The following is a 14,729-nucleotide window of genomic DNA, read 5'->3' as shown; positions in this document are numbered from 1 at the left end:
CTATCCTATCCAGAGCATATCCATATTATCTGAATTTTCTCCAAAAAGAGGATTAGGCAAACATCGGACTTAAAACACCCTTTCATTTACAACGTATTTTTATCTTACTTTATTTTAATTTGTTATTCAAGGAATTTTTGTAACTTTATGGTAATCTCACTACTCGTGCCCAAGCTCTTCTTGTGAATTCTTTGAACTAAGATTATGATTGGTAAAGTTATTAAGATTAGGACTATTATTTAAGAGCTGGTACACATCCCACTGTGCTTTTAAAGGTTGAATGTAATGTTCTGGTACAACTACCCCTCTTTTTTTCAAGTGTGAATAAATACTATCCGTCATACTCAAACGACCCCTTTCATGATCATTAAGATGTGACATACTGCTCCTCTGGTTAATTATAACATTATTAAACTATTTTTGATAGCGCTTTCATTTGATTTTAATAATGAAAAAAACAACGTTCCCCTTTCTAAAGAAGAATCGCTGTTAGTCGTTGGAATTTAATTCCCTATCCTTGTTTAGATGTAAAACCATATAAAAATCATCATAATATATACCATCGACTTTAAGAGCATGCTTCTCTAATCCAAACTCCTGAAAGCCTAGCTTTGTATAAAGCTGTTTCGCTCTTTGATTTCTGGCGGTTACATTTAGATTGATTTGTTCAATGACATCGATATCCTTCGCTTTATTGATGGCTGCTGTCATTAATTCTTTCCCAATACCTAGTCCTCGTTTGCTTTGGGTTACATACATGGCAAATATATTTGCCCGATGCCCTATTTTCACTCGATCTTCTTGAAGAAGTGTGACAACTCCAATGAGCTCATCATGATCAAATGCACCAAATGTGTAGTTTCCTTCTGCGGTAAAGTTTCGTGCAGTCTGCTCAATGGCATTTTCCCTTGTGACTGCTTCTTCATAACTGGATAAAAAGGCCGAAGGATCATTCTTTAATGCTTCCAGTCTTAATTCCCAATATTGTTTGGCATCGGCGGGAGTTAATAAACGAATTTCCACATTAGTTCGCTCCTTTCCTGTGCTTCACTAAAAATTTTTTGGCGTTTAGCATCACCGTTTTAACAGCATCAATGGAGGCTATAGTATCCTCTTTTATCTCTAAACTGTGATCGGCATTTGGAACAACAACGGTAGAAATTAGGTTATTTGCTTTTAATGAATGAATACGCTCCTCGATAAAGTGATGATCTTGATCACCAATGACACATAGCGATGGCAAATTGGTATGTAAAAGGGCCTCGTACACACTCTGTTCTTTTAACAAAGGGGTTAACCATATGCCAATCGCATTACGAATAAAATACCTTTTCGACCATTCCATCGACATCGGAATGGTTCCAATTGATTTACTCAATAAGATACAGCACTCATATTCTGTTTCCTTTAATACTTCTTCAACAACAGCTTTTACGTCTTCGTACATCCACTGTGGTTGTTCTTGCTTAGAGAGCTTCCTAAACTGTTCATTTTTTGCAAAAGTATAATTAATATGAAGAACATCTATATTTCGTTCTAAACAAAGTCCTGTTGCATAGTGAAACAAAGGCCTTTCTGTCGTGTAGCCAAGGCCGGGAAGCATAATACAAATCGTACGATTAGAGTATTCATTCTGAATCCACTTATATGGAATCGATGAATATTTATTTCTCATTACTTGCCCTTCATGAATTTGATACACGTGGTATTCACCTCCGTCATTTTTTCCCTACATAAGTTATGACTTGGTATGCAATGCTAAACTTAAAAGCAAGTGGAGGTCATGTTGTGAAAAAACTTTTATTCAGCTTAATTTTTACGTTCGTTAATTTGAATATAGGTCTCTTACAGTTTCCTGATGAGACTGCTGCACAGCAGAAACCTGTTCCTCCGTATGCGAAATGGGGTACTATGGCTATGGAAAAAACCAAAGAAAGGTATCCCAATGCTAACATAATCGATTATCTTCATATTGGGCGAGTGACAGGTCCAAAATCCACCACTGAAAAATTCAAACTTTGGTTAAAAAGTGCCCAGAAAGAGTTCGGGGTTTTTGTAGATATAGAATTTAACCCAGCCACCAACCAAGTCATTAACATTACCTTTAGAGAAACAACTAGGTAACAAAGGAGGGCATTGTATATGTCCTCCTTAATTGTTCTGCATTCACAAATATATGCAAGGTCATGATAGTTCAATGACTTGATTTAGGACCCGCTCTCAATCACCATCTGCCCAATCGGTCAATCATTCGGTCCAAGCACTCGGTTTTGAATGTCTGGCTTTTCTTGTTTCATTGCCCTTTGCAATAAAGATTCTTTCATACTTGGAGCCAGAAGCTCGCAGGCTGCCAGTTCCTTCATTTCCCCAAAATCTTGTTTTTGGCCATGAATGATTTCATTGCATTTTTGAATAGTCCACTGTGGATAAGGTCTCTCCAACAAGGTTAACGCTTGACCTTCCTCTACTAGGCCTTCTTTTAAGACACGAAAATACCAGCCAGTGCGCCCAGTGCTTTGTATTAATAACGCAAGGTTTTTCGTTTTAAAACGGCGGGCAGGTTTCCAGCATGGCTTCCTTGGCTGGGACACCTGGACAACGCAATCGCCAATTTGAAAGGTATCTCCTATCGAGACCATGTCTTCAGTTAACTGCTCCAAAACGAAATTCTCACCCATACCGCCGATTGAAATATCAGTAATATCATATTCATTTTTCCAATATGTATAATGCTCAGATGAATATGCGAAGACAGCCTTCTCCGGACCACCGTGATTTTCCTGGTCAAATTGCCCATCACCAGTTAAACCGATTTTACCAACCCAAACTGGTCCTTCTACTGACTCTTTAAATATGGCACTAGTCCATTCACGATCCATTGGCTGTTTCGCGTCCTTTGTACCGACTGTTTTTGGCAAGCCTGCGTAAACCTTTTTTAATAACATCTCTTATCTTGCCTCCCGAAAAGCATTTTTCAGCCTGTTTATGGCATCCAATACTTCTTTCACATTCTCTTTGTCACTCATTTGATTCCTAGCATGGCGCAAAACCGGTCTTAGGGATTCAACGGAGCGGCCAAACTCATTCATCCAGTCATAGCGGGGAACCATCCACATGTGAAAATGATGAGTGGTATCTTCATTATAAAAATAATAAACGTGCTCGATTCCTAGAACCTCACGTTGCGCTTTCCTGATCTTCGTTAACAGGTTAATATAATCTATTTTTTCTTCTTCTGTTAATTCATCAAAACAATAGATATGCCGCTTCGAGGCTAAAATAATTAGCCCCTTTATTGGGTAGGCCACATCCTGATGCGCGTGGAAGTGCTCCGTCTCAACCACCACTCCCCCATCTGGTTCAACCATTCCACTCGTTAAAGCACAGCTTAAACATTCAACCTCAACCATTGTTCCGTTAGATAATGTTATTTTCCGCATTGCTTTTCCCCTTTGCTGTCAGCTCTCTTTTTTTAGTAAAGAATAAAGATAAAAAGGAATAAATAGGTAAATAAAAGGACCTGCAACCAGCTCTTTTTTGATGGACTATTCGGCGGCCCAGTGAGCTGGATGTGAAAGTAATGGGGGCAGCTGTGTACTGGCGTCTCCCTTTGCGGCATTGATCTGAGCTTGAGTGAGAAAAATACTTCCTGTTAAGTCGGCTCCACTAAGATTGGCATCCCTGAGGTCAGCTCCAATAAAATCGGCGTTTCTAAGATCCGCTTCCCTTAGGTCTGCCGCAATCAGATACGCCCCTCTGAGATTAGCTCCTTTCAGGTTGGCTTTTTTTAATTTGGCTCCGATAAGGTCAGCGTGACGGCCTTTCTTTTGCTTTGGCTGTGATCCAGCACGCACTAATTCGCTTGTTTTTAAAAGTAACGTATTAACTTCTGCTCTGTGTGCCGGAACATCAAGTTCCTTGAGTTTATCGGAAGGGAGCAGTGTCAGCTTTTCAGTTTGTTCGATTGTCTCACGGAGGTCAGCATGAATGGATTCTGTCGCTTGTAAGGAAAGAGCTTCTGTTAAATACCAGAGCATCTCATGGAGTTGCTGGATAATCGGGAATACGGCAAACATTTCTTTCGCTGAGTGGGGATGTTGACGCCAATCTTTTCCGTTGAACGTGACTTGTGAAACTTTTTGTCCGGCCCCAAAGCATTCATAGACGGTACAGCCTTTAAAACCTTTTTGTCTAAGCTTCTGATGGATTCCACAGCGAAAGTCTAATTGTAGATTCGGGCAAGGTGTGCCACCATCTTTGTTTATTGCAAAATCTGCTGAAGCTGCGAACGGAAGGGCAACACAGCACAAACCAAAGCAATCTTCACACTTCGGACGAAAATGCTCCCGACTGCGGTCATCGTGGGATAAATCCAACTGAGTAGGCATTCATTTCACTTCCTTTCTATATCTATTACTATAAAACAATTTGGAACGGTATGGGAGGGGGGTTATTCTTTGGGTCCTTGTCGAAAATAAAGGAGCTTTGAATAGAAATTGGAGTACTTCTAAATAGTGATTTCTTAGTTGAAGACACTTTTCTTCCTTTCAGAAGGACTTTTGTCTTCAAGAACCCCTATTGAAGACAATTTTCTCCTTTTCAGCTGCACTTTTGTCTTCAAGAACCCCTATTGAAGACAATTTTCTCCTTTTCAGCTACACTTTTGTCTTCAAGAACCCCTATTGAAGACAATTTTCTCCTTTTCAGCTACACTTTTGTCTTCAAGAACCCTTATTAAAGACAATTTTCTCCTTTTCAGAGGCACTTTTGTCTTCAAGAACCCCTATTAAAGACATTTTCCTCTTCTAATTTGTCCTTCATAATTCTGCCCCTAATAATCCAAACCACACTTCATCCTCCAAGCAGCTTAATAGCCTTTCAAACAAAAATACACAAGCTAAACTTGTGTATTCACTCAGTTACTTCTCATTTTTCTGCACATCCGAAGGCACAAAACCAACATATTTCCTAAAAGCCTTCCTCCATACCAAATATCCATACTCCATGGTCGATAACGTCAGACCCATCCAGGCAGATAGATAGGAACCAGGGTAAAACTCATATGTACCTTGTTTGGCAGGCTCCTCCGCATTTTTAGCTTTTTCAGATCCATCCTTTTCAAGAATCTCCGAAGACTCTACCTCCAATGACTCTTCATCTACCTTTGAAACCATTTCTTCATTAACTGCTTGAGGAACTATCTTTTCTTCAGTTTCAATAACTGGAAGCAACGCCTCAATTTCCCCGCCAGACATCGAATTTATCGCCTCTGTTATCACCTTCGCGATTTCTTCTTTTGAGAAAACCTTAATAGAAATCCAACCGCGCGGATCCACCTGATAACCGTGCTTCCTTATCGTTTCGTCTGACATATACTTCCCGATCACGTACCCATTTCCACTTGGATGTAATTGGGTGGCCAAAACCTGCCCTTTTTGAATGCTTTCAGGATAAACAAAGCTCACCTTTCCATTACCATATTGCTTTTCCTTTAACTTAAATGATTGAAAAATAGCCTTTTTTTCCTCAAAAGATAACACTCCAATGACTCCTTTCCAAAATACCTATAATTTTATTTTAAAAAACAGGTAAAACTAGTAAAGAAACAGTCATCAAACTCCAAGTAAAAATTACCAATATTAAGTTTATTATATCAGATTAATAACAATGGGACTGTATTAATCGTTATTTTTCTACAATACTATAGCCAAAAAATATGAATGGCATGTGACCGTTTTTGATTGTTACGGAATGTTTATGATAGTTTATGGTTGATTTTTATAAAAAAAATAAGTATGATAAAAGCACCAGGTAAATTATGAAAGCGTTTTTAGGAGGCGGTTACCATGTTAGAGCCTGAACGCCATCAAATTATTTTAGAAGCATTAAAGAAAAAGAATACTGTTAAGCTGCAAGAACTAGTAGAGCTTACGAATTCATCAGAATCAACGATTCGCAGGGATCTCACTCAGTTAGAAGAAGGGAAATTTCTAAAACGGGTCCATGGCGGTGCAGCTAGACTTCAAGGAAAGTTGCAAGAACCAAGCATGTCCGAGAAATCATCCAAAAACCTTCAAGCTAAACGAGAAATCGCTCAATATGCCGGAAGCATAGTGGAAGAAGGAGATTGCATCTATTTAGATGCAGGTTCCACCATATTTGAAATGATTCCTTTCCTTCCTGCTAATATTGTCGTTGTAACAAACGGACTTATGCACACAAACGAGCTTCTCGACAAAAATATAAAAACATTTTTACTTGGAGGCCAGATTAAGTCAACCACCAAAGCCATGATCGGCCGCGGTGCACTTGAGAGCCTCGAACAGTATCGTTTTGATAAATGCTTTATGGGCGTAAATGGGATTCACACCCAATTGGGGTATACAACTCCGGACCAAGAAGAGGCTATGATTAAACAGAGCGCTATTAATCTATCTCGTGAAGTCTATGTTTTAGCAGATGAAACTAAATTCTCAGAGATCGCATTTGCAAAAATAGCGGACCTTCACGAAGCGACGATCCTAACAAATGAGTTAGACCTCGAAACAAAGGAGCAGTATTCGAGTAAGACAAAAATAAAGGTGGTTACCTCATGATTTATACATTAACACTAAATCCATCACTCGATTATATCGTAGAGCTAGAACAAGTCACATTAGGTGGATTAAACAGAACGAAAAAAGAGACTAAATTGCCTGGTGGGAAAGGGATTAACGTATCCCAAGTCTTAAAGAGACTTGACATTACTAACAAAGCCCTTGGATTTATCGGCGGATTTACAGGTGATTATCTTGATAGCTACTTAATGTCACTTGAAATTAACACTGATTTTGTCAAGGTTGATGGTGATACCAGAATCAATGTAAAAGTAAAGTCTGATTCAGAAACGGAAATCAATGCATCCGGTCCTAACCTTACGAAAGAAGACTTCGAAGCATTGAAACAAAAAATTTATGATCTAACTAGCGAAGATACGCTTGTTCTCGCTGGAAGTATTCCTTCTACTATGCCAACAACAACATACGAGCAGCTCGCTCAAATATGTAAAGAAAAAGGTATTAAATTTGTTGTTGATGCCGAGGGAGACTTGTTAAAAAAAGTAATCCCATTGCAGCCTTTCTTAATCAAGCCTAATCATCATGAACTTGGTGACTTATTTGATACAACCCTCTCCACTTGTGAAGAAGTTATTCCATATGGAAGAGAACTTATTAAACAAGGTGCACAAAATGTAATTGTCTCACTTGCAGGTGAAGGTGCAGTCCTTATTAACAAAGATCAAGCCATCATTGCCACCGTTCCAAAAGGAGAAGTAAAAAGCTCTGTTGGTGCCGGGGATTCAATGGTAGCAGGTTTTCTAGCAACCTATGAAAAAACACAATCCATTGAAGAGGCTTTCCGCTTCAGTGTTGCCTCAGGAAGTGCAACTGCTTTTTCAATCGGCCTATGTACACCTGAAAAAATTGAAGGTTTACTACCGCAAGTAAAGCTCGAAACGAAATTATTCTAAAGGAGAAGGTCTATGAAGATAACAGAGCTTTTAACCAAAAATACAATCAAGCTAAACATAAACGGCACACAAAAATTAGATGTAGTAGAAGAGTTAGTTACTGTTTTAGATAATGCAGGTAAATTAGCTGATAAAGCTGAATATAAAAAAGCAATTATAGCAAGAGAAGAGCAAAGCACAACTGGTATCGGCGAAGGAATTGCTATTCCCCATGCCAAAACAAAAGCTGTTAAAGAAGCAGCTATTGCTTTTGGAAGATCAATAGACGGTGTAAACTATGAATCTCTTGATGGCCAGCCTGCTCATCTTTTCTTTATGATTGCAGCTACAGAAGGTGCGAACAACACTCACCTTGAAGCGTTGTCAAGATTATCAACGATTTTATTAAATGAAGATGTCCGCAAACAGCTTCTTTCAGCGAAAACGGAAGATGAAGTCTTAGCAATCATCAACAAGTATGATCAAGAAGATAAAGAAGAAACACAATCTATGGCTGGGAAGAGTCAGTTTATTGTTGCGGTTACTGCATGCCCAACTGGAATCGCCCATACTTATATGGCAGCTGATTCCTTAAAGGCGAAAGCGAAGGAAATGGGTGTTGACATTAAAGTCGAAACCAATGGTTCCGGAGGAGCGAAAAACGTTCTGACAGCGGAAGAAATTGAAAACGCTGTGGCAGTTATCGTCGCTGCTGATAAAACGGTAGAAATGGCCCGTTTTAACGGAAAGCACGTGATTGAAACAGCGGTAGCGAACGGAATCCGCAAGCCAAAGGAATTAATTGAAAAAGCCCTAAATCAGGATGCTCCAATTTATCATGGTACTAGCGCTGCTGGCAGCAATGATAACGGAAAACAAGGCAGAGGCGTTGGTGCAACGATATACAAGCACTTAATGAATGGTGTATCCAATATGCTTCCATTCGTTGTCGGCGGTGGTATCTTAATCGCAATCTGTTTCATGTTTGGTTTTAATGCCTTCAAACCGGATGATCCAACGTATAATCCGATTGCTGAAGCCCTAATGACCATCGGCGGCGGTAATGCCTTTGCTCTAATGGTTCCTGTACTTGCTGGTTTCATCGCGATGAGTATTGCAGACCGTCCTGGATTTGCTGCAGGTATGGTTGGCGGAATGCTTGCTAATGCCGGCGGCGCTGGTTTCCTAGGCGGACTGATCGCTGGTTTCCTTGCTGGTTATTTAGTAGTAGGTCTGAAAAAAGTATTAACGTTTATGCCGGCATCTCTTGAAGGTATTAAAACGATTCTTTTATACCCACTATTAGGTATTGCATTAACTGGATTCATCATGTTATTCGTTGTCAATAAACCTGTTGGTGCCTTGAACCATGGAATTTCGCACTGGTTATCAAATCTTGGAACTGGAAATGCCGTGTTACTTGGAATTATCTTAGGTGCGATGATGTCCTTTGATATGGGTGGACCAATCAATAAAGCAGCATATGTATTCGGTACTGGATTGTTAGCAAATGGTGTGTATGAGCCAATGGCTGCGATTATGGCTGCTGGAATGGTTCCTCCACTAGGTATCGCCATCGCAACAACTTTATTTAAAAAGAAATTCAGCCAGCAAGAGCGTGAAGCTGGAAAAGTAAACTACATTATGGGATTATCTTTTATCACTGAAGGTGCGATTCCGTTTGCAGCAGCAGACCCGCTTCGTGTGATCCCTTCTGTAATGGCTGGTTCAGCTGTAGCTGGTGCACTTTCAATGATGTTCCATATCGGCCTGCGCGCTCCTCACGGCGGAGTATTCGTCATGCCACTTGTTAGCGGCAACTGGTTATTGTACCTTTTATCGGTTGTCATTGGAGCAATTGTTTCAGCTGTCCTACTTGGAATCTTAAAAAAGCCTGTAACTGAGTAAAAGTTTCAAAGCCCGATTTCCACATTGGAAATCGGGCTTTTTTCATATCCACCGTTCAATTATTGAAATTTTTCAAAACTAAATTGACGATTTTCCTTAAGCCGCTATATAATAAAAGTGAGTAATCACTCACTTTTATTCCCAAAAGGGGGTTTATTTATGTCAGCTTCCATCGTCTTAAAAGATGTTAGTAAAAGTTTTAGAAAAAAGGAAGTTTTGCATCATGTCAATTTATCAGTCGAACCTGGACAAATCTATGGCCTCATTGGTCCCTCAGGCTCTGGAAAAACAACCATGGTCAAAATCATCGTAGGTATGGACCGCCCCACCAAAGGTGATGTACAAGTCTTGGATACAAAGGTTCCAAACTTAAACCTCTTGCAGAAAATTGGCTATATGGCCCAAGCGGACGCTCTATACACTGACTTGACTGGAGAGGAAAATTTAGCCTTCTTCGCTTCTCTTTTTAAGCTAAAAAAGAATGTTCAAAAAGAACGAATTGCCTATGCGGCTAATTTAGTTAATCTCACTTCCGATTTAAAAAAGAAAGTTCAAGATTACTCTGGTGGAATGAAACGAAGACTGTCACTAGCAGTAGCCCTTATTCAGGACCCGCAAGTTTTAGTATTAGATGAACCTACAGTTGGGATTGACCCGGAGCTCCGGCTTTCCATCTGGGCTGAAATCCAGCGGTTAAAGCTGACCGGAAAAACGATTTTAATCACGACCCACGTCATGGACGAGGCAGAAAAGTGTGACTATTTAGCCATGGTCCGTGATGGAGAAATCATCACAAGCGGCTCACCGCAGGAACTAAAGAAACAGTACGGAATAGCAACATTAGAAGAAGTATTTTTAAAGGCTGGGGGCGGTAAAAAATGAGGATTCTTGCCTTAGTTAAACGGATTATCCATCAAATGCTCCGCGACAGGCGCGCACTTGCCCTAATGATGGTCGCACCCTTATTAATCCTTACCCTGCTTCATTATCTGCTAGGAAGTAATACCGTTGACCCAAGGCTTGGGGTTACTGGAGCCGACGCTTCCCTTGTAAAGCAATTGAAAAGTAAGGATATCGAGGTTATAGAATACCAGGATCGTTCCAACTGGAGTAAAGTCATCGATACAGACGACTTAGATGCCATTCTTCAAGTTCAAGAGAATGAAATTAATATAACGCTGGTAAATGACCAGCCTTCCGCCACTAAGGCATTGTTAATCAAGGTTCAACAGTCGGTCTCTGCGGAAAATGCCAAAAAGCAATCTGCTAAAATGACCCAATTCCTTCAAGAGGTTCAGAAGAAACTTCAAGGGGCACCATTAAACATCGAGCAGGCTAAGGCACCAAACATCCATACAACCTATATTTATGGTGATGAGGATACGATCTTTTTTGATCAATTAAGCCCTATTTTAGTTGGTTTCTTTGTCTTCTTCTTTGTTTTTCTCATTTCAGGCATTGCTTTGCTTCGGGAACGGACAACAGGAACACTGGACCGATTATTAGCGACACCGATTCAAAGAAGAGACATTGTTTTTGGTTATCTATCTGGCTACGGTTTATTTGCCATCATTCAAACACTAATTGTTGTCATTTATGCGGTCAAAGTATTAGATATTATGCTTGTTGGCTCTTTTTGGATTGTGGTCCTTATCAATCTGTGCTTAGCACTCGTAGCCTTATCGCTTGGGATTCTTTTATCGGCTTTTGCCAATTCCGAATTCCAAATGATGCAATTTATTCCGATTGCGATAGTTCCTCAGGTCTTTTTTGCAGGTATTTTCCCGTTTGAAGGGATGGCAGATTGGATGCAAGTAATTGCAAAAATCATGCCCCTCTATTATGGGGGGGATGCTTTAGTTTCGGTTATGTATAAAGGGTTAGGTTTCAGTGATATTACGAAGGACCTTCTTGTCTTGTTAGGATTTGCTCTTGTTTTTATCATTCTTAATATAGTAGCTTTGAAGAAGTATCGAAAAATTTAAAGGAGCTTACCATGTTTGAACAAGAAGAAATGCTGATTCAGCAGTTGTTTGATGAGGAAAAACTAACGGAAAAGCAAGGGAAAATACTCCTTGCAGCAATAGAATCCTTTTCCGAAAAAGGATACGCCTCTACCTCGACTAGTGAAATAGCTAAAAAAGCAGGTGTTGCCGAAGGGACTATTTTTCGCCATTATAAAACAAAAAAGGATTTATTAATGGCCATTGTTACCCCAATTATGGCAAAGGTGATTGGCCCATATATCGTAAATGATTTTGATAAGGTCCTAAACCAACAGTATGACCGGATTGAAGATTTTCTCAGAGCCGCCATCGATAACCGAAGAAATGTAATAAAGAAACTTCTCCCGGTTGTTAAGATTATGCTTCAAGAGATCCCCTTTCAACCGGAATTAAGAGAACAGTTTATTGACCTAATCGCCAAAAACTTGTTTGGCCGTGTATCCAATATCATTGAAGACTACCAAAAAAAAGGGCAGATTATTGATATTCCACCCGCAAGTGTCGCTCGTCTCATGATTACCAGTGTCATGGGCTACTTGTTTTCTCGGTATATTCTGTTTCCGGATGCCCTATGGGATGATGAATTGGAAACAGAGCGCACGATTCAATTTATTATGAATGGGCTGGGAAAAAGAGAGTAATTCATGAATTAACCTGTATCGTGTCGAACAGATACAGGTTATTTTTATGGGGAAAGATGGTAAAATCCAATTATCTTAACCCAAGGAGTAGATCTGATGAATTATAGAATTGTCGAACGGGGAAGTTTTCAAGTAGCCGGCATCAAGCGTGAGTTTTCCTGCATGAATGGCGAAAATCTAAAAGAAATTCCTAAAATGTGGGACGATGTTCATGCTGATGGCACGAATGACTTATTAGTTGAGCTTAATAATGGAAAAATTAACGGAGTGGTAGGCGTCTGTGTAGACAAACGTTCCCAGCAGCCTGGCTTAATGGATTACTGGATTGCAGCAGAATACGAAGGTCCCCAGCCAGAAGGCGTAGAGATACTTGATATTCCGGCATCGAAATGGGGGGTATTTGAAGTCCACGGCGCCATGCCCGACTCCATGCAGAATGCCTGGAAACAAATCTTCTCGGAATGGTTTCCATCTAGCCATTATGAACATGCCGCAGGACCTGAATTAGAAGTTTATCCAGCAGGCGATCCTTGGAGCTCAGACTATTACTCTGAAATATGGATACCGCTAAAATAAATCGATCTATATAATGCGATGCCGCCTAAGTGCATCGCTTTTTTCATCCATACTTATACCTTTTTCCAAAATTGTTTTAATTCTACTTTCTTTGCCCTATAGTAAACAATTCCCATAAGAATATCTAATAAAATTAGGACGAACAACCGCTGCCACAACTCGAACAGTTTGAACTAGAGCAACTAGAGCTTGAGCAGCTTGAGTGACTGCTTCCCCCATCACCATGATGATGGTCCGTAGAGGAACTCCCGCAAAAAACAGCGGTTGTACAGCCGCTTGTGTAATGACCTGGATTTGCAAAGGCATATAGCTTGGCGTAGTTCCAATATTCATCAAAATAATAGTAAGAGAAAAAGACCATCACAAGGGAAAGAGAGGTCATTTCACCATATGTTGAAATTCTGGTAAACCTGCCCTTTTTATCAACTTGATACATCACTTCGGCTTCACTCAATTGTTTTTTCATTTTCGAAACCAGATATTCAATTAATTCCTTGTTATCCTCGTTTACCTTGAAATATTTTTCCTTCAAAGCTTCAATCGAACTTTCGTTAAATTCTTTTAACAGTTTAGTATCAACTGGATATTTGAAAAAACTCCCCCATGTTTTCCAGCTGAACTTGGTTACTTGAAACAATTGCGAAAATGCCCAGTCAAAAAATGCCCGTTCTTGTGGTGCAGGTTCGGGATGAATGTTCGGTGTATGATGAAGCATCTGTCCGAGAAACCGCTCGGAAAAGATTTGATATTTTTGCGTAAAAAGAATCATCGTATGCCAGACCTCATCAACCTCTTTGCTAAACATCGGAGTTATCTTTAAGATATTGGATAACAAGAAATAGCGTTTTAATTCAAACAACCACCATTCAAAGTCATGTTCCGTTAGTTTAGGGTTCTCCTGAAGAAACCGCCCTTTTACTTGTTGAATATAGTCCTCATCCAATGATGCATTTAATTTATTAAGTACAGGCTCAAACGGGACATGGTCAAGAATTCCCAGCCGAGAAGGGATATTTTCTTTTGATAGTTTGGGTTGATTTTTTACCACGAGAGTAATCACTCCTGCAGCTAACCCCGCCAACATAATACCAGCAATTATAATTCCGCCGATCATTTATCCAACCACCTCCTGCTCTATGTAAAAATGGATTAATTGGTTTAGCAATTTATCCAAAGGTGTGAAGGAGTAGCCTAAGGCTTGTGCTAAATTGGTATTAACCGACCATGGTCCTGGGAGATTGTAGGGTGATGGAGCACCATCAACATCTAATTTTGCCTTTTTACCTGTCATTTCCTCAATTAGCGTTACTAATTCTCTTAAACTTAAATCCTTGCTAGAGCCTGGATTTATTGCCCCATGGTAACCAGAAGTCGCAATATCCAACAAAAACTTTGCTGCTTCTGTTGAATCTATAAAACTATATCGCAATTCTGGATTTGCGATGTACATCGCCTCTCCACTATTCACATGGTCGACATGGAATTTTAAGCGATTCGTATAGTCATCCTTGCCAATAATAATGGGAAAGCGGATGGCGGCCACAGTGATTGGTGCTTTTTGAAAAAGTATGGCTTCTGCCGACCGCTTGGCTTCCTGATAGCCGACATACCCCATATACTCTGCTCTGTGTTTTAGCTTGGGAGTGAAATTTAATGGGTTAAAGTTTCCTTCCTTATGGTTTGTGCCAAAGTCATAGACTGCCTGGCTGGAGGTAAACACGTATTGCCCGGCTTTCCCTTCTAATGCCTTAAGGGCAGCTAGCGCTTCCTGTGAGGAATAACAGGTTTGATCAAAGATAACATCCCATTTTTGGCCCCGAAAGGCATGATCCAGGGAACCTGCATCTTCACGGTTTATTTTCAGTCTAGTAATCTGGTTTCCAAAGGGATCAGGAGTTTTTCCTCTGGTTGCAATCGTCACTTCAATACCTTGGTCTAAGAGCAGCTGAACCAATCTTTTTCCGACAAACTGGGTACCTCCGAGGATTAAGGCTGATTTCATCGCATTCCCCTCCTTATTTTTAGCTCTTTTATTTGTTTTGTCCTCCAAGAACCTTTTTGAAGACACTTTTTGGATTTCCTTCTTGTATTTTGTTCTCAAGGCGACTT

Annotated in this window: 17 protein-coding genes; 8 read left to right on the top strand and 9 right to left on the bottom strand. The window is 40.0% G+C overall.

Going from position 1 to position 14,729, the window contains the following annotated elements; genetic code table 11:
• Positions 1 to 159: 159 nt before the first annotated feature.
• From CVD27_RS15645 to CVD27_RS15635, 3 genes are all read right to left on the bottom strand, one after another.
• A complete protein-coding gene (locus CVD27_RS15645) occupies positions 160 to 342 on the bottom strand; it encodes a hypothetical protein (RefSeq protein WP_101648833.1) in 183 nt (60 codons plus the stop codon).
• Positions 343 to 489: 147 nt separating this feature from the next.
• Positions 490 to 1,023, bottom strand: coding sequence for a GNAT family N-acetyltransferase (locus CVD27_RS15640; protein ID WP_101648832.1), 534 nt, complete (start codon positions 1,021 to 1,023; stop codon positions 490 to 492).
• A 1-nt stretch (position 1,024) separates the two neighbouring features.
• On the bottom strand, positions 1,025 to 1,702 hold the full coding sequence (locus CVD27_RS15635) for an alpha/beta family hydrolase (protein WP_101648831.1): 678 nt from the start codon (positions 1,700 to 1,702) through the stop codon (positions 1,025 to 1,027).
• Positions 1,703 to 1,830: 128 nt separating this feature from the next.
• On the opposite strand from CVD27_RS15635, the gene CVD27_RS15630 reads away from it, so the two are divergent.
• Positions 1,831 to 2,124, top strand: a complete 294-nt coding sequence (locus CVD27_RS15630) for a YqzG/YhdC family protein (protein WP_257984395.1) — start codon at positions 1,831 to 1,833, stop codon at positions 2,122 to 2,124.
• 119 nt (positions 2,125 to 2,243) lie between these two features.
• Here CVD27_RS15630 and CVD27_RS15625 read toward each other — a convergent pair whose 3' ends face one another.
• The 4 genes from CVD27_RS15625 to CVD27_RS15610 form a co-directional block, all read right to left on the bottom strand.
• A complete protein-coding gene (locus CVD27_RS15625) occupies positions 2,244 to 2,945 on the bottom strand; it encodes an MOSC domain-containing protein (RefSeq protein WP_101648830.1) in 702 nt (233 codons plus the stop codon).
• A gap of 3 nt (positions 2,946 to 2,948) precedes the next feature.
• Positions 2,949 to 3,440: an HIT family protein gene (locus CVD27_RS15620; protein ID WP_101648829.1), complete on the bottom strand. Its 492-nt coding sequence runs from the start codon at positions 3,438 to 3,440 to the stop codon at positions 2,949 to 2,951.
• 105 nt (positions 3,441 to 3,545) lie between these two features.
• Positions 3,546 to 4,388 (bottom strand): pentapeptide repeat-containing protein, encoded by an 843-nt coding sequence (locus tag CVD27_RS15615; protein WP_101648828.1) that lies wholly within the window; start codon positions 4,386 to 4,388, stop codon positions 3,546 to 3,548.
• Positions 4,389 to 4,919: 531 nt separating this feature from the next.
• A complete protein-coding gene (locus tag CVD27_RS15610) occupies positions 4,920 to 5,540 on the bottom strand; it encodes a hypothetical protein (RefSeq protein WP_101648827.1) in 621 nt (206 codons plus the stop codon).
• A 306-nt stretch (positions 5,541 to 5,846) separates the two neighbouring features.
• On the opposite strand from CVD27_RS15610, the gene CVD27_RS15605 reads away from it, so the two are divergent.
• The 7 genes from CVD27_RS15605 (at position 5,847) to CVD27_RS15575 (ending at position 12,620) form a co-directional block, all read left to right on the top strand.
• Positions 5,847 to 6,596, top strand: coding sequence for a DeoR/GlpR family DNA-binding transcription regulator (locus tag CVD27_RS15605; protein ID WP_101648826.1), 750 nt, complete (start codon positions 5,847 to 5,849; stop codon positions 6,594 to 6,596).
• Entirely contained in the window at positions 6,593 to 7,510 is a 918-nt protein-coding gene (pfkB, locus tag CVD27_RS15600) for a 1-phosphofructokinase (protein ID WP_101648825.1), read from the top strand. Before CVD27_RS15605 ends, pfkB begins: the two co-directional genes overlap by 4 nt.
• Before the next feature lie 12 nt (positions 7,511 to 7,522).
• Positions 7,523 to 9,397, top strand: coding sequence for a PTS fructose transporter subunit IIABC (locus CVD27_RS15595; protein ID WP_101648824.1), 1,875 nt, complete (start codon positions 7,523 to 7,525; stop codon positions 9,395 to 9,397).
• A gap of 159 nt (positions 9,398 to 9,556) precedes the next feature.
• The gene (locus CVD27_RS15590) at positions 9,557 to 10,279 is read left to right on the top strand and encodes an ABC transporter ATP-binding protein (RefSeq protein WP_101648823.1); all 723 of its coding nucleotides are present in this window, start codon (positions 9,557 to 9,559) and stop codon (positions 10,277 to 10,279) included.
• On the top strand, positions 10,276 to 11,382 hold the full coding sequence (locus CVD27_RS15585) for an ABC transporter permease (RefSeq protein ID WP_101648822.1): 1,107 nt from the start codon (positions 10,276 to 10,278) through the stop codon (positions 11,380 to 11,382). The genes CVD27_RS15590 and CVD27_RS15585 overlap by 4 nt, the downstream gene beginning before the upstream one ends.
• Positions 11,383 to 11,393: 11 nt before the next feature.
• Positions 11,394 to 12,044: a TetR/AcrR family transcriptional regulator gene (locus CVD27_RS15580; RefSeq protein WP_101648821.1), complete on the top strand. Its 651-nt coding sequence runs from the start codon at positions 11,394 to 11,396 to the stop codon at positions 12,042 to 12,044.
• A gap of 96 nt (positions 12,045 to 12,140) precedes the next feature.
• Positions 12,141 to 12,620: a GyrI-like domain-containing protein gene (locus CVD27_RS15575; protein ID WP_101648820.1), complete on the top strand. Its 480-nt coding sequence runs from the start codon at positions 12,141 to 12,143 to the stop codon at positions 12,618 to 12,620.
• A 133-nt stretch (positions 12,621 to 12,753) separates the two neighbouring features.
• Here the strand turns inward: CVD27_RS15575 and CVD27_RS15570 are convergent, their stop codons facing one another.
• Both CVD27_RS15570 and CVD27_RS15565 read right to left on the bottom strand, forming a co-directional pair.
• The gene (locus CVD27_RS15570) at positions 12,754 to 13,734 is read right to left on the bottom strand and encodes a hypothetical protein (protein WP_101648819.1); all 981 of its coding nucleotides are present in this window, start codon (positions 13,732 to 13,734) and stop codon (positions 12,754 to 12,756) included.
• Positions 13,735 to 14,622 (bottom strand): NAD-dependent epimerase/dehydratase family protein, encoded by an 888-nt coding sequence (locus CVD27_RS15565; RefSeq protein ID WP_101648818.1) that lies wholly within the window; start codon positions 14,620 to 14,622, stop codon positions 13,735 to 13,737.
• Positions 14,623 to 14,729 lie beyond the last annotated feature (107 nt).

Origin of the sequence: Neobacillus cucumis (genome assembly GCF_002860255.1) — a bacterium.
Lineage (GTDB): Bacteria > Bacillota > Bacilli > Bacillales > Cytobacillaceae > Neobacillus > Neobacillus cucumis_A.
Note: the sequence above shows the minus strand (reverse complement) of the source record. Positions and strands in the feature narration are given on the sequence as shown.

Coding starts and splice junctions, on each gene's coding strand:
- CVD27_RS15645 (WP_101648833.1), bottom strand. CDS start 342: ATGACGGATAGTATTTATTCACACTTGAAAAAAAGAGGGGTAGTTGTA.
- CVD27_RS15625 (WP_101648830.1), bottom strand. CDS start 2,945: ATGTTATTAAAAAAGGTTTACGCAGGCTTGCCAAAAACAGTCGGTACA.
- CVD27_RS15620 (WP_101648829.1), bottom strand. CDS start 3,440: ATGCGGAAAATAACATTATCTAACGGAACAATGGTTGAGGTTGAATGT.
- CVD27_RS15615 (WP_101648828.1), bottom strand. CDS start 4,388: ATGCCTACTCAGTTGGATTTATCCCACGATGACCGCAGTCGGGAGCAT.
- CVD27_RS15605 (WP_101648826.1), top strand. CDS start 5,847: ATGTTAGAGCCTGAACGCCATCAAATTATTTTAGAAGCATTAAAGAAA.
- pfkB (WP_101648825.1), top strand. CDS start 6,593: ATGATTTATACATTAACACTAAATCCATCACTCGATTATATCGTAGAG.
- CVD27_RS15595 (WP_101648824.1), top strand. CDS start 7,523: ATGAAGATAACAGAGCTTTTAACCAAAAATACAATCAAGCTAAACATA.
- CVD27_RS15590 (WP_101648823.1), top strand. CDS start 9,557: ATGTCAGCTTCCATCGTCTTAAAAGATGTTAGTAAAAGTTTTAGAAAA.
- CVD27_RS15585 (WP_101648822.1), top strand. CDS start 10,276: ATGAGGATTCTTGCCTTAGTTAAACGGATTATCCATCAAATGCTCCGC.
- CVD27_RS15580 (WP_101648821.1), top strand. CDS start 11,394: ATGTTTGAACAAGAAGAAATGCTGATTCAGCAGTTGTTTGATGAGGAA.
- CVD27_RS15575 (WP_101648820.1), top strand. CDS start 12,141: ATGAATTATAGAATTGTCGAACGGGGAAGTTTTCAAGTAGCCGGCATC.
- CVD27_RS15570 (WP_101648819.1), bottom strand. CDS start 13,734: ATGATCGGCGGAATTATAATTGCTGGTATTATGTTGGCGGGGTTAGCT.
- CVD27_RS15565 (WP_101648818.1), bottom strand. CDS start 14,622: ATGAAATCAGCCTTAATCCTCGGAGGTACCCAGTTTGTCGGAAAAAGA.